The sequence below is a fragment of the Nocardioides albus genome, from assembly GCF_014648255.1.
GTDB lineage: Bacteria > Actinomycetota > Actinomycetes > Propionibacteriales > Nocardioidaceae > Nocardioides > Nocardioides albus.
Map to the genome: position 1 here is coordinate 34,045 of NZ_BMQT01000012.1, position 18,392 is coordinate 52,436.

The 18,392-nt window shown below is 68.8% G+C and carries 20 protein-coding genes; 6 read left to right on the forward strand and 14 right to left on the reverse strand.

All coding sequences use genetic code 11. The features are described from left to right. The first annotated feature begins 1 nt into the window (after position 1). Positions 2-298, forward strand: a complete 297-nt coding sequence (locus tag IEY84_RS22555; RefSeq protein WP_183549919.1) for a hypothetical protein — start codon at positions 2-4, stop codon at positions 296-298. A 109-nt stretch (positions 299-407) separates the two neighbouring features. Further along, positions 408-2,297, forward strand: a complete 1,890-nt coding sequence (locus IEY84_RS22560) for a vWA domain-containing protein (protein ID WP_183549916.1) — start codon at positions 408-410, stop codon at positions 2,295-2,297. On the opposite strand, the gene IEY84_RS22565 is transcribed toward IEY84_RS22560, so the two are convergent. The 9 genes from IEY84_RS22565 to ssd all read right to left on the reverse strand — a co-directional run bounded on the left by IEY84_RS22565 (position 2,290) and on the right by ssd (position 8,888). After that, positions 2,290-3,252, reverse strand: a complete 963-nt coding sequence (locus IEY84_RS22565; RefSeq protein ID WP_183549913.1) for a serine/threonine-protein kinase — start codon at positions 3,250-3,252, stop codon at positions 2,290-2,292. The two genes, IEY84_RS22560 and IEY84_RS22565, sit on opposite strands and share 8 nt — an antisense overlap. Next, positions 3,245-3,709, reverse strand: a complete 465-nt coding sequence (locus IEY84_RS22570; protein WP_183549910.1) for a DNA-binding protein — start codon at positions 3,707-3,709, stop codon at positions 3,245-3,247. Before IEY84_RS22570 ends, IEY84_RS22565 begins: the two co-directional genes overlap by 8 nt. Before the next feature lie 94 nt (positions 3,710-3,803). Continuing rightward, positions 3,804-4,175: an Rv3654c family TadE-like protein gene (locus tag IEY84_RS22575; protein ID WP_183549907.1), complete on the reverse strand. Its 372-nt coding sequence runs from the start codon at positions 4,173-4,175 to the stop codon at positions 3,804-3,806. Further along, entirely contained in the window at positions 4,172-4,549 is a 378-nt protein-coding gene (locus tag IEY84_RS22580) for a TadE family protein (RefSeq protein WP_183550022.1), read from the reverse strand. Before IEY84_RS22580 ends, IEY84_RS22575 begins: the two co-directional genes overlap by 4 nt. A gap of 183 nt (positions 4,550-4,732) precedes the next feature. After that, positions 4,733-4,909 (reverse strand): DUF4244 domain-containing protein, encoded by a 177-nt coding sequence (locus IEY84_RS22585; RefSeq protein ID WP_183549904.1) that lies wholly within the window; start codon positions 4,907-4,909, stop codon positions 4,733-4,735. A 259-nt stretch (positions 4,910-5,168) separates the two neighbouring features. Continuing rightward, complete coding sequence (locus IEY84_RS22590; protein WP_183549901.1) at positions 5,169-5,891, reverse strand: type II secretion system F family protein; 723 nt, start codon at positions 5,889-5,891, stop codon at positions 5,169-5,171. After that, positions 5,888-6,661, reverse strand: a complete 774-nt coding sequence (locus IEY84_RS22595) for a type II secretion system F family protein (RefSeq protein WP_183549898.1) — start codon at positions 6,659-6,661, stop codon at positions 5,888-5,890. Before IEY84_RS22595 ends, IEY84_RS22590 begins: the two co-directional genes overlap by 4 nt. Then, entirely contained in the window at positions 6,658-7,830 is a 1,173-nt protein-coding gene (locus IEY84_RS22600) for a TadA family conjugal transfer-associated ATPase (RefSeq protein ID WP_183550019.1), read from the reverse strand. The genes IEY84_RS22595 and IEY84_RS22600 overlap by 4 nt, the downstream gene beginning before the upstream one ends. Continuing rightward, positions 7,830-8,888, reverse strand: coding sequence for a septum site-determining protein Ssd (gene ssd, locus IEY84_RS22605; RefSeq protein ID WP_183549883.1), 1,059 nt, complete (start codon positions 8,886-8,888; stop codon positions 7,830-7,832). The genes IEY84_RS22600 and ssd overlap by 1 nt, the downstream gene beginning before the upstream one ends. 123 nt (positions 8,889-9,011) lie before the next feature. Here ssd and IEY84_RS22610 point away from each other — a divergent pair, with 123 nt between their 5' ends. Then, positions 9,012-9,806: an HAD family hydrolase gene (locus IEY84_RS22610; RefSeq protein WP_183549880.1), complete on the forward strand. Its 795-nt coding sequence runs from the start codon at positions 9,012-9,014 to the stop codon at positions 9,804-9,806. Between the two features lie 290 nt (positions 9,807-10,096). Here IEY84_RS22610 and IEY84_RS22615 read toward each other — a convergent pair whose 3' ends face one another. Then, positions 10,097-10,828 (reverse strand): Fic family protein, encoded by a 732-nt coding sequence (locus IEY84_RS22615; RefSeq protein ID WP_183549877.1) that lies wholly within the window; start codon positions 10,826-10,828, stop codon positions 10,097-10,099. A gap of 34 nt (positions 10,829-10,862) precedes the next feature. Here IEY84_RS22615 and IEY84_RS22620 point away from each other — a divergent pair, with 34 nt between their 5' ends. Beyond that, entirely contained in the window at positions 10,863-11,792 is a 930-nt protein-coding gene (locus tag IEY84_RS22620; protein WP_221209176.1) for a class I SAM-dependent methyltransferase, read from the forward strand. On the opposite strand, the gene IEY84_RS22625 is transcribed toward IEY84_RS22620, so the two are convergent. Further along, positions 11,776-12,618: a hypothetical protein gene (locus tag IEY84_RS22625; protein ID WP_183549874.1), complete on the reverse strand. Its 843-nt coding sequence runs from the start codon at positions 12,616-12,618 to the stop codon at positions 11,776-11,778. The two genes, IEY84_RS22620 and IEY84_RS22625, sit on opposite strands and share 17 nt — an antisense overlap. A 349-nt stretch (positions 12,619-12,967) precedes the next feature. Here IEY84_RS22625 and IEY84_RS22630 point away from each other — a divergent pair, with 349 nt between their 5' ends. Beyond that, positions 12,968-14,167, forward strand: a complete 1,200-nt coding sequence (locus tag IEY84_RS22630; protein WP_183549871.1) for a glycosyltransferase — start codon at positions 12,968-12,970, stop codon at positions 14,165-14,167. Positions 14,168-14,323: 156 nt separating this feature from the next. Here IEY84_RS22630 and IEY84_RS22635 read toward each other — a convergent pair whose 3' ends face one another. Next, entirely contained in the window at positions 14,324-15,196 is an 873-nt protein-coding gene (locus IEY84_RS22635) for a S1 family peptidase (RefSeq protein WP_183549868.1), read from the reverse strand. 160 nt (positions 15,197-15,356) lie between these two features. Beyond that, positions 15,357-16,229 carry a S1 family peptidase gene (locus IEY84_RS22640; protein WP_183549865.1) on the reverse strand — a complete coding sequence of 291 codons (873 nt, stop codon included), beginning with the start codon at positions 16,227-16,229 and terminating at the stop codon, positions 15,357-15,359. Between the two features lie 384 nt (positions 16,230-16,613). On the opposite strand from IEY84_RS22640, the gene IEY84_RS22645 reads away from it, so the two are divergent. Continuing rightward, complete coding sequence (locus IEY84_RS22645; RefSeq protein WP_183549863.1) at positions 16,614-17,519, forward strand: hypothetical protein; 906 nt, start codon at positions 16,614-16,616, stop codon at positions 17,517-17,519. An 11-nt stretch (positions 17,520-17,530) separates the two neighbouring features. Here the strand turns inward: IEY84_RS22645 and IEY84_RS22650 are convergent, their stop codons facing one another. Then, a complete protein-coding gene (locus IEY84_RS22650) occupies positions 17,531-18,346 on the reverse strand; it encodes a prolipoprotein diacylglyceryl transferase (protein WP_183549859.1) in 816 nt (271 codons plus the stop codon). Positions 18,347-18,392: the final 46 nt, after the last annotated feature.

Consider the following 18,392-nt stretch of genomic DNA (forward strand, 5'->3'; position numbering starts at 1 on the left):
AATGTTGATCTTGGGCCTCGTGCTGATCGTCGTCGCAGCAGTCCTCATCGTTCTAGGTCTCTTCACGACCGGCAACGGCAACCTCGATGACCCGACTGCCACCATGCTCGGCCTGCCGGTCGGCGCGACGCCGATCTTCGTGATCGGCCTCGTCGCCGGCGTCCTGCTCCTCTTCGGCATCTCGCTGACCAAGTGGGGCGGCAAGCTCCAGATGAAGTACATGAAGCAGAAGCGCGAGATGCGGACCATGGCCAAGACGCTTCAGGACATCACGCCCGAGTCGAAGGACGAGGCGTAGTTCTCGTTTCGGAGCATCGCGGAGGGTCTCCGCAGAACCCTCGGATTTGCTATTGCAAAGGCATTTGGTGCCCGCTAAATTTGCGATAGCGAACCGACAAGGAGAATACGTGACCCCCACACGTCGCATGCCTCGACTAGCCCTCGCGTTCACCATCATCGCCCTTGCCCTGACCACCAGCCCCGCTGTTGCCGACGACACCGACACCACCGAGAACCAGCGACTCCAGCTGGTCCTGGATGCGTCCGGTTCGATGAAGGAACCCGCAGCCAACGGCACCAAGATCCAAGCCGCCCGCACGGCTCTCGGCCATGTCATCGACACCTTGCCGGACCAAGCTCAGGTCGGCCTGCGGGTCTATGGCGCCAAGGTCAGCACCGGGCCCAAAGCCTGCACCGACTCCCAAGAGGTCGTTGCCCCCGGAACCGACAACCGCGACCAGCTCCGCGACGCGATCACGGCCTACAAGCCCCTCGGTGAAACCCCTATCGGATATGCCCTCCAGCAGGCAGGAAAAGACCTCGGCAGCGAAGGCAAACGCACCATCGTCCTGGTCTCCGACGGCGAGCCCACCTGCTCCCCCGATCCCTGCGAGGTCGCCAGAGAGCTCTCCCGGGACGGCATCGACCTCAAGATCGATGTCGTCGGTCTCTCGGTAGACGCCAAGACCCGCAAGAAGCTCCGCTGCATCGCCGACGCGGGGCACGGCAGCTACTTCGACGCCGACGACGCCGAATCGCTCACCGAACGGCTCACCGTCACCTCCACCCGGGCCTTCCGGCCCTTCGACTTCTCCGGAACTCCTGTGACCGGATCGGCGAACCCGCTGGACGCGCCCGAGATCGGCGTGGGCCAGTACCTCGACCAGTTGCCGACGAAGGACGGCGTCACCTTCTACAAGATCCGGCGTACGGTCCCTGGCTCCACCATCCATGTCGGCACCACCGCCCGTACGACAGTCAAAGGCGGTGGCACCGGCCTCTTGATGACACTGAGCGACGACCCCAACGGCGTAACCGAGTGTGACCGCGCCACCTCGTTCGATGGGATCTCCGGTGGCGTCAGGCTGTTGAACGCGAGCCTCAACAGCTGGTCGTCCAACCCGGACGACAGCTGCGCCACGGTCGACTCCCTGGTGCTGAGCATCAAGCAGTCGATCAACAACGACCTCGAGGACAGCCCCGTCGAGATCGTGGTCTTCGAGGAGCCTCCGCTGGCCGAAGGCTCGGAGCAGAGCCTTCCGCCTGCCGACAAGGCCATCGAGTGGGAGCCGATGGCTCCCGGCAAGTCGACCGGCGAGGTCGTCTCCGGGACCAGCATCGCGAGCGCCCCCGAGATCGAGCCCGGCAGCTACACGCTCGACATCCGCTCCGGCGAGCGTCAGGTCTTCGCGATCCCTCTGAACTGGGGCGAGCGCCTACAGGTGCAGATCGACGCCGACCTGTCGGAGAAGACCATCAACACCCATAGCGTCAATGGCGGGTTCGAGCCCAACATCATCAGCCCGACCCGCGGCGACGAGAGCTACAACTTCGGCGTCCACATGCCCGACGACTGGTCGGACCTTCCACTCGCCAACATGCCGAACGTCGACAGCTGGCATTGGCGAAAGGGCGCGGCCAGCCACCCGGTGAGCTACCTCAACCGCTCGGTCGTCGACCAAGACATGGTCGCCTCTTCCCTGGCCGGCTATCGCTACATCGACGTCGGCTACAACATCGACAACCCAGATGCCGTCGTCGAGTACGACCTGACGGTCAAGGTCCTCGGCCAAGCAGGCGACGGTGAGCCCGAGTACGCCGAGGACGGCGACGCGGTCGCTCCGGACGGCGACCAGGACGTCGCGGTCGAACCGCAAGAGCCCGCCAGTTCGGGCCCGGCAACCGATGACGACTTCCCCGTCGTGGGTGCGACACTCACCGGCATCGGTGCGCTCCTGCTGGTCGGCGGGATCGTCGCCACCGTTCTGACCACACGCAAGCGCCGTCAGATCAGCTGAAGAGCATCCAGACGCCCGTCGACAGCAATCCCAACCCGACGACGGTCGCCAACATGCCGAGCACCGCTGATCGGGCCCATGGGATTCGAGCAGGGGTTTGAGCTGGAGGTTGAGTAGGCAGGTCGAGGTGCTCGAGCACCTCGATCTGCCTGCCCTCGTCGTCGGGCGCAACGCCCTCAGGCGGAACCTGGCCGGTCTGCGCAAGCAGGCGACGGGCGTCCAGAGCCGAGGCCGGTCGGAGGGCCGGGTCTCTGCTCGCCAGAGAGCAGGCCACATTCCACAGCCGCTGATCGACACCATCAGGAGCGACCGCCGCCAGGCTTCCGCCTTCTGCGGGAGGTCGGGTAGCCGTCAGCATCTCCATGAGTACGACGCCAGCCGCCCACAGATCCTGCGCTGGGCTCGGATCACTCATCACGCCCTGCTCGGGGGCGCGATACCCAGGCGTTCCCAGCAGCTGATAGGCCTCGGTCAACCGCGGCTCCTCGGCGGCGATCGCAATGCCAAAGTCCGAGAGACGCAGATGCGGGCGCCCCAGCCCGGTCGGCTCCAGCAGCAGGTTTCCGGGCTTCACGTCGCGATGAACGACCCCGGCACTGTGCACCGCGTCGAGCGCGACGAGGAGCTGATCGAGCAGGCATGCGGCCCATTGCCCGGGCAAGGGGCCGTAGTCCTTCAAGAGACTGTGCACCGATCCACCGCGGACGAGGTCCATCGTGAACAGGACCCGATCGTCCTCGGCCGACCAGCCCAGCGGTGACACACAATGCTCACTGTCGATCCTGAACGACTGCTCACGGACAAAGCGGATCAACGACGCTGCGTCACTGTGGCGCAGCATCTTGGCAGCACGATGAACGCCCTCACGCTGGTCCCAGGCGAGCCAGACCGTCCCCATGCCGCCTTCGCCGATGGGTTCGAGAAGCTCGTAGCGGCCCGCGAAGACCTCACCCATCGTTGACGCCGAACGTCAGCAGGAGCTTGGCGATCGCCGGATGACTCGCACGCAGCTGTTCGGCTGCCGCTACGAACTCTTGGGATGACGCGGCAGCGCGGAATACTGCGCGTACGGCGGCAGGGTCGGCTTCGGTGTGATGCGTGACGACCGCCTCCGACGTGCGCGCTGCTTCGAGCTGTCGTACGGCATCGTCGATCGATTGTTCACCAGCGGCGACGCGGCACGCGGCGGCGTACATCAGCTGCAGGCGTTTGACCGCCGCAGGATTGCCGATCTTGACTCTCCGCGCATTCATGAGCTGAGACAGCATCGGCGCTGAGATGCCCAACAGATCGGCGACCCTGACCTGCGTCAACGACAACACCGAGGAACACCGCTTGATCAAGTCACCGAGCGGCTCACCATAGAGGTGGGCCTGTGCCCGTCGGTTGTCATCCGCGCTGCTTGCGGTCATGGCGGTCACACTATCGAGATGAGCCTCGTAGCCTGACCAGGACCGACCCCGCCTGGACGCTGCCTCCAGTGGCGCGTCCAGGAAGGATGCACCACTAGTCCGGCCGAGGCTCGCTCGGGCCGGCCCTCGCCTCGGCAACCGGATCCCCTGTCTGACCGAGCCAACGCGGCCCTCCTACCCGCACGATGACCGTGACGTCCTCTCCTGCGATCTCACAGGACTCCAGGGTGGCCCCGTTTCGAACGGTGATCCTCGCGGCTGCAGCACACGCGTCACCGGAGAGCTGGAGCGCGTCGGCCCCCGCCAGCGCGGCCAGGTCGGCAGCGGACTGTGCGGTGCGGTGGGCCACGAAGACCGCGCCCACCACACCCAGAGCCGCACCGATGAAGAGCAGCAGCCCGATCGCGCCGACGGCGAATGGCGCTGCCGACCCATGCTCGTCCCGAGCTGCTCCGACCGGACTCACTGCTCCCCCTGGGTGGTCTCGGTCGCGGCCACCGCCTCGCCACGCACAGTCACCCCCGGCATCCAGCTGAAGATCCCACCGGGCCCGGTGACCCGGGCCCGCGCTGAGGCCACGACCTCCTCGGCCCCAGCGCTGACCAGCACCTGGGTGCCCGCAGGTCCGATCCGGCGGCCGCGAGCAGCGGCGGCGCCGCGGTCATCCCCTCGGGCGACAGCCCGAGCAGTCTCGCGGGCCGCGTCGACCACCTGGATCTGCGCTGCCCCCACCGACAGCAACCACACCAACCCGATGGTCACCGCCACCAGGAGCGGGATGACCATCACCAGTTCCGCGGTGGCGGCGCCTCGTTCGTCTCGCTGGTACCGAGCCCAGATCCGCCGATGCGGTGTATCGAGCTTGTCGAGATGGCCGCTGTCGCGCGCGTCACCAGACGGGTGTGATGGCAAGGCGCCGTCCGCGATGGCATACCGGGCGTCTGTTGAGCGGCGGCAACGCCGCCAGCGCGCCCGTATGGTGGCGCGCAGGCGGAGCTCGGTGGAGCTGGGCTCAGTCACGGCTCAGATCCCCAGGAGACTGAGCACGTGCTGGAACAGCCTGTTGAGCAGGTCGTTGCCGAGGCCACCGGTGAGCAGCTTGTAGAGCAGGCCGGCAAGCCCCGCACCAGCTGCGGTGCCCACGGCGTACTCAGCCGTCGTGATCCCCTTCTCGTCCTTCCGAAGTGGTGCCTTGAACATGGTTGGTCCTCTCTGGTCGATGGCCGATCTGTACGGCCGTTCACAGACGACGATGACCCGTTCCACCGACATTCGCGAGCGCCCTTTCGGTGACTGTGGACAACTCGATCCCGAACCCGCCCTGTGGATGGCGATCGGCCCGTTGATCAGGGGAAACAGGCCTGCCGAGACGACCGAAGCGAGGTCGAGCGGCGAGCTTGCTCGTCCGCTCGCGCCGAGCGAGGGAGTGACCGCGCGAAGCGCGGAGACGGCAGAGGGGTTAGATCCCGAGGTTGGCGAGGAGGCCGCCGACGACCGGGACGACACCCAGGAGCAGGAAGGAGGGGAGGAGGCAGATGCCGAGCGGTACGGCGGCTTTGACACCCACCGCACGGGCGCGATCCTCGACCTCGGCGCGGGCGTTCCTGGTCAGGTCGTCGGCGAGCCGCTCCACCGTCGTCGCGACCGGAGCACCTGTGGCCTGTGCCCGGGCCAGCGCCCGACCAAGTGGCGCCAAGGCGGGATCGTCCACCAGGGTCCGCCAGGTCTTCTCCGGATCGGCTCCCAGGTGGAGCCGAGAGGCCGCCGGCAGGAGCCGGGAAGCCGCTGGCCCGGGCAGCGCTGCCGCCACCGCGACCAAGGCCTCGGCCGGAGCCGCGCCCGAGGAGAGCGCAGCGGAGAGAAGACGGACCAGGGCCGGCAGCTCAGCCTTGGCCGCCTCGCGTTCGCGCCGGACGTCGACCGGCTCGACCCGACCGATGACCACCCAGCAGACGGCACCTGCTGGTGCGGCGAGCACAGCGCCCGGGGCACCGCCGACGAAGGAGTAGACCGCTCCGGCGGCAAGCAGCGCGAGGAGTGGCCGCCAGCGCATCATCCAGCCGCCGGGATCGTCCCGACCCTCGACGATCGTTGCCGTGCCGGGAAGACGCGCGGTCGGCGCCGGCAACAATGCGGCCGCCAGCCCGAGCGCGATGGCCACAAGCCAGACGGTCACGGTCATGTCGCTTCGACCCCGCGCGCGATGCCCTCGATCCACCACAGCCCCAACCAGCCGAGCAGCAGCCCGAGACCGAGGCAGGCCAGTCCGACCGGTGATCCGAAGAGGAAGGCAAGCGGTTCGCCGCCGACTCCGCTGCCCATCGCCAGAGCGGCCACGGGCAGGCCGGCGATCAGCCGAGCGGTAGAGCGGGCCGAGCCGAGCTCGCCGTCGACCACCCGCTGGGTGGCGGCGGCGGCTCGCAGGTCGAGCGCGACCCTGTCGAGCGCGTCCGCGAGTCCGCTGCCGGTCTGGTGCGCGATCTGCCAGGCCGCAGCAACCACACGAAGGGAGCCCGCCCCGGGGACCTCGGCGACCTTCCGCCAGGCGGCAGGGACGTCCGCGCCCATCCGCTGCGCCTCTGCGACCGGCTCGACCACCGGCCACTCCGCGGCGAGCTGGGACAGCGCCGGCCCGGGTGGGTGCCCGGCAGCCAGCTCGGCTGCCATCTGTTCGCAGGCCTCGACCACCCGGCTTGCCGTACGTCCCGCCTCGATCCGCTCACAGCGGCGCCGCCACAGGGCGACCCCGCCGAAGGTGGCGATCCCGAGCAAGACAGCCGCGACGACCGCCTTGCCCGGGAAGACGATGGGGATCAGGGCGACCAAGAGGACCGTCCACCGCGGCACCCGCCACGCGGGCGATCGCGATCCGACCGCCGCAGATGGACGGAGCATCAGCGCGGCGGCAGCCCCTGCCAACAAGGCGACCAGCCCGAGGCTCACCCCGCTCACCGGTCCGCTCCCAGCAGCGCCTCGAGCCGGTCCGATGCCGGTCCGGCGATCACACCGTCATCGGCGGCCACCGAGAAGGCAGTCTCCATCCCGACCAGACCGTCGGCTCCGCGACACGGGACGGCGATCTCGGTCAGCACTCGGCGCCCGTCGCGCCGGCGCAGATGCACGACCACGTCCACCCCGGAGGCGAACTGGCTGTGCGCTGCCTCCCGGCCGAGACCGGCGGCGAGCGCCAGAGCCTCGACCCGCGCCGGCACGTCCGCGGCGGAGTTGGCGTGCAACGTCCCGCAGCCGCCCTCGTGCCCGGTGTTCAGCGCAGCGAGCAGATCGACGACCTCGGCACCACGCACCTCCCCCACGACCAGCCGGTCCGGTCGCATCCGGAGGGCTTGGCGGACCAGGGTGTGGAGCTCGACCGCGCCTGCGGCCTCGATGTTGGCCGGACGCGCTTCCAGACCGACCACATGCGGGTGGTCCGGCCGCAGCTCGGAAGCATCCTCCACCAGCACCAGCCGCTCCTGAGGCGGCACCAACGACAGCAGCGACGCCAGCAGGGTGGTCTTCCCGCTGCCCGTTCCTCCCGACACCAGGAACGCGGAGCGCGCCAGCACGAGCCGCCGTAGGAGATCCGCGATGAAGGGGACGACCATCCCGGAGGACTCCAGCTCGTCGAGCGTGAACGCCCGCGCCGACGGCACCCGGAGCGAGATCACCGTGCCTGGCCGTGCCAGCGGGGCGAGCACCGCGTGGAAGCGGCTGCCGTCGCCCAGTCTCAGATCGACATAGGGCGAGGCGTCGTCCAGACGACGGCCGGCCCCCGCCGCCAGCCGCTGCGCCAGCCGCCGGACCGCATCGTCGTCCGGAAAGGCGACCGGAGCGGGCTCCAGACCGGAGCCGCGGTCGATGAAGACCTGGTCGGGACCGTTGACGAGGACGTCGGTCACTCCGGGAAGCCGCAGCAGCGGCTCCAGCGGACCTGCCCCGACCACGTCACGGCGCAGCATCTCGAAGACGCCGAGCACGGTCGCATCACCGACGATCCTCCCCTCGGCACGGAGCGCTTCCTGGACCCGGTGCGGGGTGAGCCCTCCCGGCGTACGCGCCAGGTGATCGCGCACCAGGTCGACGACCTGGGGGGCGATGTCGACTGCCCCGAGAGCGCCCATCATGCGGCCATCGCCCCGGCACGAAGGCGGCATCGGGTCAGCACCTCGGCGGCGGCCCGGGCCAGCGGCGCCCGCTTGGAGCGGATCGGCCCCAACCCCAGGTCGATGGCCTCGGACAATCCGCGCTGGTCGGACAGCGAGGCGATCACCGGGACCCCGAGCGCTCGCCCGACGGCCTCCGGCTCGGCCGCGCGGCCACGGACGACGATCCGCACCCGGTCCCGCTCGGGAAGGCGGGAGATCAGGCGCGCAGCGGAGGCCGTGCCGGTGACGTCGGCCCGAACCACGATGAGGACGATGTCGCACCCGGTCAGCAGCGCCTCGATGCCCTCGTCCCCCGCCCGTGGCAGGTCGACCACGACGAGGTCGTGGCCTCGACGTGCGGCGGCAAGCACTTCGCGCGCGATCTCGGGTCGCGGTGGAGACGTGTCGCCACCCGTGGGCCAGCCCAGCAGGCCGAGCGAACCGATGTGCGGCACCGCCTCGCGCAACGCACGGGCACCCAGTCGACCAGCGGTCTGCCCGAGATCACTCCAGGTCACCCCGGGGATCTCATCCAGGCCGAGCACCCGGCCGGCACCCGGACCGAGCCGGTCGGCGTCGACCAGCAGGGTCGGTCCACGGTCGGCTCCGAGGCTGGCCAGAGCCGCGGCGTACGTCGTCGCCCCGGCGCCACCCGAACCGGCCATGATTCCGACGACCATCCCGTCGCCGCCCTCGCCGTCGCTGACGTCGGCGAGCAGCCCGGCGACCACGGTCTCGGCGGCGGGCAGCTCCAGCATCGTCTCGGCGCCGATCTCGAGCGCGGCCCGGAGCAGCGGCTCACCGGTCGCGCCCCATCCCACGACGTACACCCCGTCTCTGCGGGGCGGGCGCAAAGACGCCACTTCCACCAGGAGATCGGCGCCGACGAGAATCAGCGGTGGTCGTTGCCATCGGCGCAGAGCGCCGACGGCGTCGGTGCACTCCTCGACGGCGACGCCGGAGGCAGCAGCCAGGCGGGCCGCCTCAGCGGCCAGCAGCGAGTCCGAGGTGATGACGAGAGGTTCCGAGGTCATGACAGCAGGATCCGTCTGGCCGCCGACATTTCCACCCGCATTTCCAGAGCCTGTGGATAACCCTGTCCCGAACCCGCCCTGTGGATGACTAACGGCCCACCATCGGGCGTCTACGATGTGCCCATGACACGCATCGCTGCGTTCTTCGACCTCGACAAGACGATCATCGCGAGGTCGAGCACGCTTGCGTTCTCCAAGCATTTCCAGGCCGGCGGCCTGATCACTCGTGCGGCCATGATCCGATCGGCCTACACACAGTTCGTCTATGTCGTCGGTGGCGCCGACCACGACCAGATGGAGAAGATGCGCAAGGCGCTCTCCGAGATGGTCACCGGTTGGGACGTGGCCACGGTCAAGGAGATCGTGGCCGACACCCTCCACAACGTGGTCGACCCGCTCGTCTACGAGGAGGCCGTGCAGCTCATCGAGCAGCATCACGCCCAGGGCCACGACGTCATCATCGTCTCCGCCTCCGGCACCGAGCTGGTCGAGCCGATCGGCGCGATGCTCGGCGCCGACCACGTCGTCGCCACCCAGATGGAGATCGAGGACGGCCGCTACACCGGCGAGATCGCGCTCTACGCCTACCGCGAGGAGAAGGCCCGCGCGGTCCAGCAGCTGGCCGAACGCTTCGGCTATGACCTGGAGCAGTCCTACGCCTACTCCGACTCGGTCACCGACACACCCATGCTGGAGGAGGTCGGGCACGCGTTCGCCGTCAACCCCGACAAGGACCTTCGCAAGGTCGCCAAGGAGCGCGGCTGGGACATCCTGGTCTTCAACAAGCCCGTCGCACTACGTAGCCGAGTGCTCACCCCGTCGACACCGACCCTGGCCGCGCTGGCCGTCGGCGGTGCCGTGGCGATCGCCGGCGGCGTCATCTGGGCCGGTACGAAGCGCCGACGCCTCGGCGCCTGACCTGCCCGCCGCCCAGGATCGCGTATGGATCTCGCAGGAGCGGAATGATCCTCCTCATCCCGCGGAATTTCCAGCCTTGAATCTCGCCGCCGATCAGCGTAGAAACGATGACGTAACAAGACGTACACGAGTGCCAAGGCACCCACGCGGCGATCAACCCATCTGATGGGGTGCTGTAGCCGGGGAGAAATCCCGACGCAGTGACCAGACCTTGCACGCTTGGTAACCAGACGGCCTCGTGTCCGTGGTGGCATCCGGTGCTCACAACCCACCGGGTGCCACCTTCACTTTTATTCGGCCGCGTCCAGGCGCAGCGGCGAGGCCTCGGCGCCGGCAGCGTACGCCTCGGCCGCATAGAGAAGCCACGAGTGTGCCCCCGCCTGGCCGCCTTCACGGAACCCCCGCAGGTTCGACTCGTAGGCCGCGCGCAGCGCCAGGTGGCCGGCCTCGGGCACGACCAGCGACTTCTCGTCCACGCCGCGCGCGACCAGGACGAGCCGCTCTGCGGCACGCGCGACCAGTCCGTTGTGGGATGCGAACGGCGCCGCCGTCGCCAGATCGGCGTGCACGAAGGCAGCCACGACCAACGCCGGAGCCGTCGTCGGGGCGAGCAGAAGATCGGAGAGGCGCCGCAACCGCTCGGCCGACGACGACGATCGCGGCCGCCCCAGCTCCTCGGCCTCCAGCGACGCCCCCGCCGCCAGCGCGTGCATCCGCGCGAACGCCTGCAACGGCGCCTGCTTCACCACCGGCACCAGGGAGAGCAGCTCGGTCGAGAGCCGCACCGCGTCCTGCGCGATCGCGTCCCCACCGGAGGCCCGCACCTCAGCCAGCGTCGACCCGGAACCCTCCAGCACGGCCGAGGCATGCGCACCGCGCAGCAGCGACTCGGCGGTGGTCTCCGGGGACGTACGCCGCAGCCCCCGGTCACGCAGCATCACGTCGATGCCGTCGCGAGCAGCGGCGAACCCCGAGGCCACACCTTCGAGCGACACCAACCGGGCAAGCGGATCGTCCTTCACGCGTCAACCTTAAGCGGGGGTTACCCTGACCGAGATGACGGACCCAGCCAACCCCGATCCGGCACGCTCCTTCGGAGGCGTGGCGGACAGCTATGACCGTGGGCGCCCGTCCTATCCGACTGATGCGGTGAAGTGGCTGATCGGCAACGAGCCGCGCTCGATCCTCGAGCTCGGTGCCGGCACCGGCAAGCTCACCGAGGTTCTCGTCGGCCTGGGCCACGACGTCTTCGCGACCGACCCGGACGATGCGATGCTCGACATTCTGTCCGAGAAGCTCCCGGACGTACGCGCCACCAGCGGCACCGCCGAGCAGATCCCCACCGGCGACAGCCTCTACGACGTGGTCGTCGTCGGCCAGGCCTTCCACTGGTTCGACCATGCCAAGGCGCTCGCGGAGATCGCCCGGGTCCTGAAGAGCGAGGGCCGTCTGGCGATCATCCAGAACGACAGGGACACCCGTATCCCGTGGGTCCGCAGGCTCGGCAACCTCCTGGGTCATCTCGACCACGACGTCGACCACGTCGCGATCCTGGACGACTCCGGCCTCTTCTCGGCGGTCGAGTCGAAGACCTTCCGGCACTGGCAGGTCGTCGACCGCCACACGATCCAGGACCTGGCCGTCTCGCGGTCCAACATCGCCGGGCTCGGGCAGGAAGCCCAGGAACAGAAGCGGCGCGAGGTGCTGGCCTTCTACGACGACTACGGCCGCGGCATGGACGGCATGCAGCTGCCCTACAACTGCCGCGCGTGGCACGCGCAGGTGCTTCCGCACGCCCAGGTGGTCTCGACGGGCCCCGCCACCGGCGGGCACGAGGTCGTCGAGGTGGACGACCGCGAGGCGCGCGACGATGGTGAGACGCCGGCGGTGCCGTTGGCGAAGCGCACCGACACCGCCGTACGCCTCCCCCGGGTCATCACCGACCCGGACAACGGCGACGACGACCTGCTCATCGACTTCCGGTGAGTGGGTCACGCGGGCGCGTGGTGAGCGCGTCCCGCCTCGGGTCCATCAGGTCGAAGCTCTGCAGGACCCAGAAGATCGTGAAGCAGACCAGCAGCGAGACCTCGGTCGCGAGCAGCCAGTGGTCCCAACCAGCCAGACCCAGCACTATGCCGCCCGCCAGCAGGACCACCATGGCCACGACCAACGCCCAGTAGGTCTTGTCGAGCCGCGTACGCGCCTTGTCGGCCTCCTGCGCGATCTTCCGCACACCCCAGTCGGTGTTGAGCACGACAGCGAGCGCGAACGGCGTGAAGGTGAAGATCGCCGCGAGCCCGTGCGCCTTGGTCGCGAAGGTCTCCTGGTCGATCAGCAGCCAGCCCACGCCGACGGCCCATGCCCCGGCGACCGAGACGAGCCCGATCAGCCCCCAGCGAGAGGGCCAGGCACCAGCGGCGGCACGCTTGCGCAGCCCGAAGATCAGCACGACCACCCAGCCGATCGCCATCACCGCCAGGTAGCTCCAGGCGTTATTGACGATGGCCGCCTTGTCGATCTCCTGTCCGATCTCCGGCGTCGGCACGATACCCACCATCGGCGCCGAGAGCCCGGCGAGGTTGAGCGCGGTGTCCTCCGCGTCGGTATAGCCCCGCAGCACCACCAGGCACACACCCAGCGCGCACAGCACGGCAGTGAAGACCGGGCCTGCGGGGGTGTAGTAGTAGGACGAGATGGAGGTCTGCCACTCGCCGCTCGTGATCGTCTCGGCGCCCACCGAGATCGCCAGCCCGGCGAGCAGACAGCACAGCGCGAAACGGACATAGCGGTACGTCGTCACCTCGGTCGTCATGCTCCCCGAACGTAGCGGGATCCAGCCGCCTCCGCGCCCCTATTCACCAGCGCGTCCGAGACCCGCGCCAACCGTTCACCGAGCAATCTCGGTGAACATATAGCGTGATGAACGCCACATCCGATAACGTAAATCGACCCGGTTCCCGGCCGGTTTCGATAAATTATCCGTCTCTCGCCACAATGCGCGCGTGAAGATGACGATCACGTGAAATCCTTCGCACCTGGACGACGATGTCTTGGGAAGCGCCGACGGACGCGTTAGCGTCCGGACAGAGCCGCATATCTCTGCCGTAGCCCCACCACCATCACCGCTCGGGCGTTGCCTCCTGCGGAAAAGTGAGGTCGACATGTCCACCGTGACGTTTCTCGAGGACGGCCCCTCCGTCCTCTCCCTGTACGAAGGCTTCTTCGCCGGTGGCGCGCGGATCCTGCACACCGCAGTGATCCGCTCGCTCGACGCCACCACGTCCCAGCGGCACAGCGTCCTGAGCCTGAGCGACCGGGTGCAGCGCGAGTTCACCGCCCAACGGATCTCCTCGGACAACTCCTACCGACGCCTGACCTCGGCCGGCGTGCCGGTCAGGGCCTTGAGACGTACGCCGACGGGCCCGATCACCACCAGCCAGCTCAAGCGCGTGGCGCAGTCGGTGGCACGGGCGGACGTGGTGCTCTCCCTCAAGGAGCAGCCGCTCACCGTGCTGGGCAAGGTCGGCACCTCCGGCACCCCGCTGATCACGGCATTGCACCGCTCGGACCCGGAGCACCAGGGGGCCGGCGTACAGGAGCTCACCGACCTCGACCGGGCCGGACTGCTCACCGCGGCGGTGTGCTGCGCAGAGTCGACCCAGCTGGCCTACCACCAGGCGACCGGGATCCCGCTGGAACGGCTGCCGGTCTTTCCCAACGGGGTCGATCTCGACAGATTCCGCACCGACGCGGAGCTGCGGACCGGCAGGCGGGCCGAGCTCGGCGTGCAGGGCGACGCACCCGTGGTGATGATCGCGGCGCGCTTCGACGAGATGAAGAACATCCCGCTCTTCGTCCGCGCCGCGCGTCGGTTCGTCCGGGAGCACCCCGACGCCCACCTGGTCATGTGCGGTGCCGGGATGACCGCGGAGAACCCGGCTTTCGCTCAGCTCATCACCGAGGAGCTCGGCGCGTGGCCGGCGCTGGAGACCAACCTGCACGCTCTCGGGATCCAGAGCCAGATGGCGCCGCTCTACAACGCCGCCGATCTGATCACGCTCACCTCGGCGTTCGGCGAGGCCGCGCCGCTCTGCCTGCTCGAGGGCATGGCCTGCGGAGCGGTACCGGTGACCACCCCCGTCGGCGACGCACCGGCCATGGTCGGCGATCCTCGTCTGGTCGCGAGCTTCGACCCGGTCGACATGGCCGAGTCCTGGGAGGCCGCCTTCGCCCAGCGCGAGGAGCACTTCGAGCGCATCTTCCGCAACCGGCAGCGCCTCTCCGAGCAGCGGCTATTCGACGCGTACGCCCGGATCATCAAGGAGTCCGCGGACTCGGCACTCATCCCGGTCGCGGTCTGACGCCGCCGTCGTCGGTTGAGCCCGGTGAGCGCCAGCAAGCCGGTGTCGAAACCAACACGGTCCCCTGGAGCGCGACTGAACTGTGTTGGTCTCGACACGCCTCCGCCTAGCGGCTCCGGCGGCTCGACCAGCGGAGGGCTCGACCGACGGAGCGGCTCAGTAGAGGCTGACGTCGTAAGCCTTGACGGCCTCGCGGACCGGCTGGAAGAAGGTGGTGCCGCCGGAGGAGCAGTCGCCGGTGCCGCCCGAGGTGATCCCGAGAGCGGTCGAGCCGGCGTAGAGGGGGCCGCCGGAGTCGCCGGACTCGGCACAGACATCGGCCTGGATCATGCCGCGGACGGTGCCTGACCCGCGGTAGCGGACCGAGACGTTCAGCGCCTCGACCCGGCCGGAGCGTACGCCGGTGGACGACCCTTCCCGGGTGACGCGCTGGCCGACCCGAGCATCACCGATGGTGTAGCCACCGGGGTGGCTGAGCGTGGTGTTGTCGTAACGCACCAGGGCGTAGTCGTTGCCCGGGAAGCTCGACTTGGCGGTCGGCCCGATCCGGGTGGTCTCGCGGGAGTTGGTGTACCACGTCCCCACCTCCTCGGCGCAGTGGCCGGCGGTGAGCAGGTAGTAGCTGCCTCCGCTGCGTACGTTGAAGCCCAGCGAGCATCGGAAGCCGCCGCCGTAGATGGCATCTCCGGCGCTGACCAACGGCTTGAACTCGCCCTTGGTGCGCTTGACCGTGATCGCGTCGGTATCCACGCCGGCAGTTCTGGTCAGTCTGCTCAGCGCAGCCGCGGGGACCGTGGAGTCCGCGGTGATCACCACCTTGCCGGTGTCCTCGTCGGTGTACCACGCGATCCCGGACAGGGCTGACCTGTTGACCGCGGAGTCGACGGCGGAGTGGACAGCCGCGAGCGTCTTCGCGCTGAGCTTCTCCTCCGGAGGTGCGGCGACTGCCGGTGAGGCCGCGGCGGTGGCCGCCAGCCCTAGTCCGACCGCTGCCGCCAGCAGACGGTTGCGTGACCTGGTGAACCTCATGCGTTCCTCCTACGTGCCCGAACACGATCACAGTGAGTATGTCGTTGTCGGCACCTCCTCGCCAGTGCTCGACGCAAACTTTCTCGACCACAACGAAACGACGTACGCCGCGGGGCGGAGTGGTTCAGACCACCCCGCCCCGCGGCGTACCTGTGCTCGATCAGTAGATGGTGGCACCGTAGACGCTGAGCGCCTCGGTCACCGGCTGGAAGAAGGTCGTTCCACCGGTGGAGCAGTTGCCGCTGCCGCCGGAGGTCAGACCCAGCGCGGTCGAACCGGAGTAGAGCGCGCCGCCGGAGTCACCGGGCTCGGCACACACGTTGGTCTGGATCAGACCGCTGACCGTTCCCTCGGCGTATCGGACGCTCGCGTTGACCGCCGTGACGGTGCCGGTGTGGACACCGGTGGTCGAGCCGTCACGGGTCACGCTCTGGCCGACCCGAGCGGTGCCCGCGGTGAAGCCGCCGCTCTTGGAGATCGAGGAGTTGTAACGGACGATGCCGTAGTCGTTGCCCGGGAAGCTCGAGCCCGCGGTCGAACCGAGCAGCGTGCTCTGGGACGAGTTCGCGTACCAGGTCGAGACCGCGTCGGTGCAGTGGCCCGCGGTCAGGAAGTAGTCCGCGCCGCCGACCTTGACGTTGAAGCCGAGCGAGCAGCGCGAGCCGCCGCCGTAGATGGCGTCGCCGGGGCCGATGAGCGGGCTGAACTCGCCCTTGGTGTGCTTGACCGTCACAGCCTCGTCGCCCTGGCTGGTCTTCTCGGCGGCAGCCTTCTTGACCTGGGCGATCTCGGACGCGGACACCGTCTCGTCGACGGTGACGACGACCTTGTTGGTGGCCGGGTCGGTGTACCACGACGAGCCGACCGGAGCGGACTCGGCGACAGCCGATTTGACCGATGCGACCTCGGCCTTGCTGAACTCGGCGTCCGCGGCGGCAGCCGGGACGGCGACGGCGGCGGAGGCCGCGAGACCCACACCCGCGGCGAGCGCGGCGATCGTGCGGGGACGGAAAGTGGTGCGATCGAACCTCATACGTCTCCTCCTGGGGGAACGGCCCGCTGGTCACGGGCTCCGGCACCCGAACCACGGGTTTCGTGGCTTACCGGGTACGGGTAACTGAGTTTCGTGTTCTTTCCTCGGGATCGCACCACATTCGATTCCCCAAGAATCTGCATTGCAACGACTGGGTCTTCGGATTCTTGCAGTGCAGCAACACGCATTTTCCGGCCCTTTCGGGCATTTGCCCGCCGAAGAGGAATGCGAAAGCATTGCGAAGTTGTAGGTGCCCGAGTCGCGGGCCGCGTACGGTAGGTATTTCGTGTTCATCTCGCTGCTCGAGCGAGGGATCCGGGCAGGAGATCGTCCGTCTTCCTCACCTTCGGCGTGGCGACCGCTGATAGATGGTAGACAAACCCCATGCCGTATCCGCCGCCCTCAGGCTCCCCCGGTTCGGGCGCGCCTGACGAGGAGCCGCAGAAGCAGTCTGCCCCGTTCGACTACAACGAGCGCCTGATCGGGCTGTCTGTGGAGGACGGCGGCGACCGGCCCGCGTTCAACGCTCGCAAGGAGCGAGCCGGTCACGGCGGCCCGTTGCGCCAGGTCCTGACCATCGCCGTGTCCCTCGGTCTCGTGGTCGTGTGCGGTGTGGTGGTCTACGCCCTCTTCACCCGCGGGGACCATGCGGCCACGACGGCCGGAGTGCCGACGGCGAGCGACACCCCCTCGTCCGGGGCGGGTCCGACCGACTCGGCGAGCCCGGGAGGCGGGCGCTCCGACGTCAGCGGCGAGTCCAGCGGCAAGCCCGGCTGGCCCGGGACGAGCTCGCCGGCCGATCCGAGCGACGGGGCCACCTCGCGTTCGACCATCGGTCCCGAGCGCCTCTCCAAGGCGGATGTCCCCCGGCCGTGGGAGTTCACCTACGGCGCGGTCACGCTGAAGGCCCGCTACCTCAGCGGCAAGGACTACTCGGGCTGCAGAGCGACGCTCAAGCGCGTGGTCCGTGACCTCGGCTGCGGCTACGCCGTGCGGGTCTCCTACAAGGCTCAGCAGAACAACGTGCGGATGACTCACTTCATCTACGACTTCAGCACGGTCGAAGCCGCCGGGAAAGCCGCCGCGAAGATCGAGCCGAAGCACGTGATACCGCCCACCGAGGCTTCCCTGCCCGGCTACACCCAGGGTTGGTTCAAGGTGAAGGACTACGGCAAGTACGTCGTCTACACGATGGTCACGGCCACCGGCGGCATCACCGAGGCCAAGGGCAAGGAGTACACCTCCTACGGGAACACCGACCTCGGTGCGGAGATCCTCTTCCGGATGTGAGTCCGGGGGGATCAGGGTGTCGTCTGGTCGGCTTCGACCGAAGGCGGCGCTTCGCTCAGACCACCGCTCGGCTGCTCCTGAGGCTCGGCGCTCGATCCTGTCGACGGCTCCGCGCTCGGCTCCTCCGCCTCGCCCTCGTCCGGAACGGCCGGATCCGACTGCTGGACGTCCTCCGAGGGTTCGGCCCTCGGGCTGGACGACTCCTCCGGCGTCGGCGTGGCGCCGGGCGACGGATCCTGACGCTGCTTCCGGTCTGCCTTGCCGGAGTCGCCGGTCACCCCAGAGATCGTCGTACGCTGGTCCTCACCGCCGACCATGGAGCTGACGCTGCGTCCGGCGAGCAGCTCGATGATCGTGATCGCGGCGATCACGACCACGAACATCGCCAGCGAGGCCAGGCCGATCCGTTTCCAGGGCAGCGTTCGGAGACGCTCTCGCCACACGGCCCCCCGCCCCGCGTCGTCGGTGGTCACGGCGGACTCGTCCTCGGCGACGGAAGCGGCCTCCGCGACGGACTCAGACACAGGGTTCGATCGCCCGCGCGCGCCGGCGATCCCGGCCGACCGCCACCGGGCCAGCGCCTGAGCCCGGGCCACCTTCTCGCGGCTCTTCGCCAGCCACTGCGAATACAGATTGGTGCCGATCGTGGCCGCGACGCTGCCGACCGCGGCACCCAGCAGGGTGCCCACGGCACCGAGCGTGGAGAGCAGCAGCGCGGAGGTGACGGCAGCGAGCGCGCCGGCAGTCGTCGCGAGCCAGTCGATGCCGGCAGGCTTCGAGTCCTGGAGATCGCTCCGGTGGCCACTGGAGGGTGCGCTGTCACTCATCGAATCCAGGTTAACCGGTGCCACCCGACGCTACCGACTTCGATGA

Bases quoted from the DNA above. Each gene is read 5' to 3' on its own strand.
- IEY84_RS22555 (WP_183549919.1), top strand. From the start codon at position 2: ATGTTGATCTTGGGCCTCGTGCTGATCGTCGTCGCAGCAGTCCTCATC.
- IEY84_RS22565 (WP_183549913.1), bottom strand. From the start codon at position 3,252: ATGGGTGAGGTCTTCGCGGGCCGCTACGAGCTTCTCGAACCCATCGGC.
- IEY84_RS22570 (WP_183549910.1), bottom strand. From the start codon at position 3,709: ATGACCGCAAGCAGCGCGGATGACAACCGACGGGCACAGGCCCACCTC.
- IEY84_RS22585 (WP_183549904.1), bottom strand. From the start codon at position 4,909: ATGTTCAAGGCACCACTTCGGAAGGACGAGAAGGGGATCACGACGGCT.
- IEY84_RS22590 (WP_183549901.1), bottom strand. From the start codon at position 5,891: ATGACCGTGACCGTCTGGCTTGTGGCCATCGCGCTCGGGCTGGCGGCC.
- IEY84_RS22600 (WP_183550019.1), bottom strand. From the start codon at position 7,830: ATGGGCGCTCTCGGGGCAGTCGACATCGCCCCCCAGGTCGTCGACCTG.
- ssd (WP_183549883.1), bottom strand. From the start codon at position 8,888: ATGACCTCGGAACCTCTCGTCATCACCTCGGACTCGCTGCTGGCCGCT.
- IEY84_RS22610 (WP_183549880.1), top strand. From the start codon at position 9,012: ATGACACGCATCGCTGCGTTCTTCGACCTCGACAAGACGATCATCGCG.
- IEY84_RS22620 (WP_221209176.1), top strand. From the start codon at position 10,863: ATGACGGACCCAGCCAACCCCGATCCGGCACGCTCCTTCGGAGGCGTG.
- IEY84_RS22625 (WP_183549874.1), bottom strand. From the start codon at position 12,618: ATGACGACCGAGGTGACGACGTACCGCTATGTCCGTTTCGCGCTGTGC.
- IEY84_RS22630 (WP_183549871.1), top strand. From the start codon at position 12,968: ATGTCCACCGTGACGTTTCTCGAGGACGGCCCCTCCGTCCTCTCCCTG.
- IEY84_RS22635 (WP_183549868.1), bottom strand. From the start codon at position 15,196: ATGAGGTTCACCAGGTCACGCAACCGTCTGCTGGCGGCAGCGGTCGGA.
- IEY84_RS22640 (WP_183549865.1), bottom strand. From the start codon at position 16,229: ATGAGGTTCGATCGCACCACTTTCCGTCCCCGCACGATCGCCGCGCTC.
- IEY84_RS22645 (WP_183549863.1), top strand. From the start codon at position 16,614: ATGCCGTATCCGCCGCCCTCAGGCTCCCCCGGTTCGGGCGCGCCTGAC.
- IEY84_RS22650 (WP_183549859.1), bottom strand. From the start codon at position 18,346: ATGAGTGACAGCGCACCCTCCAGTGGCCACCGGAGCGATCTCCAGGAC.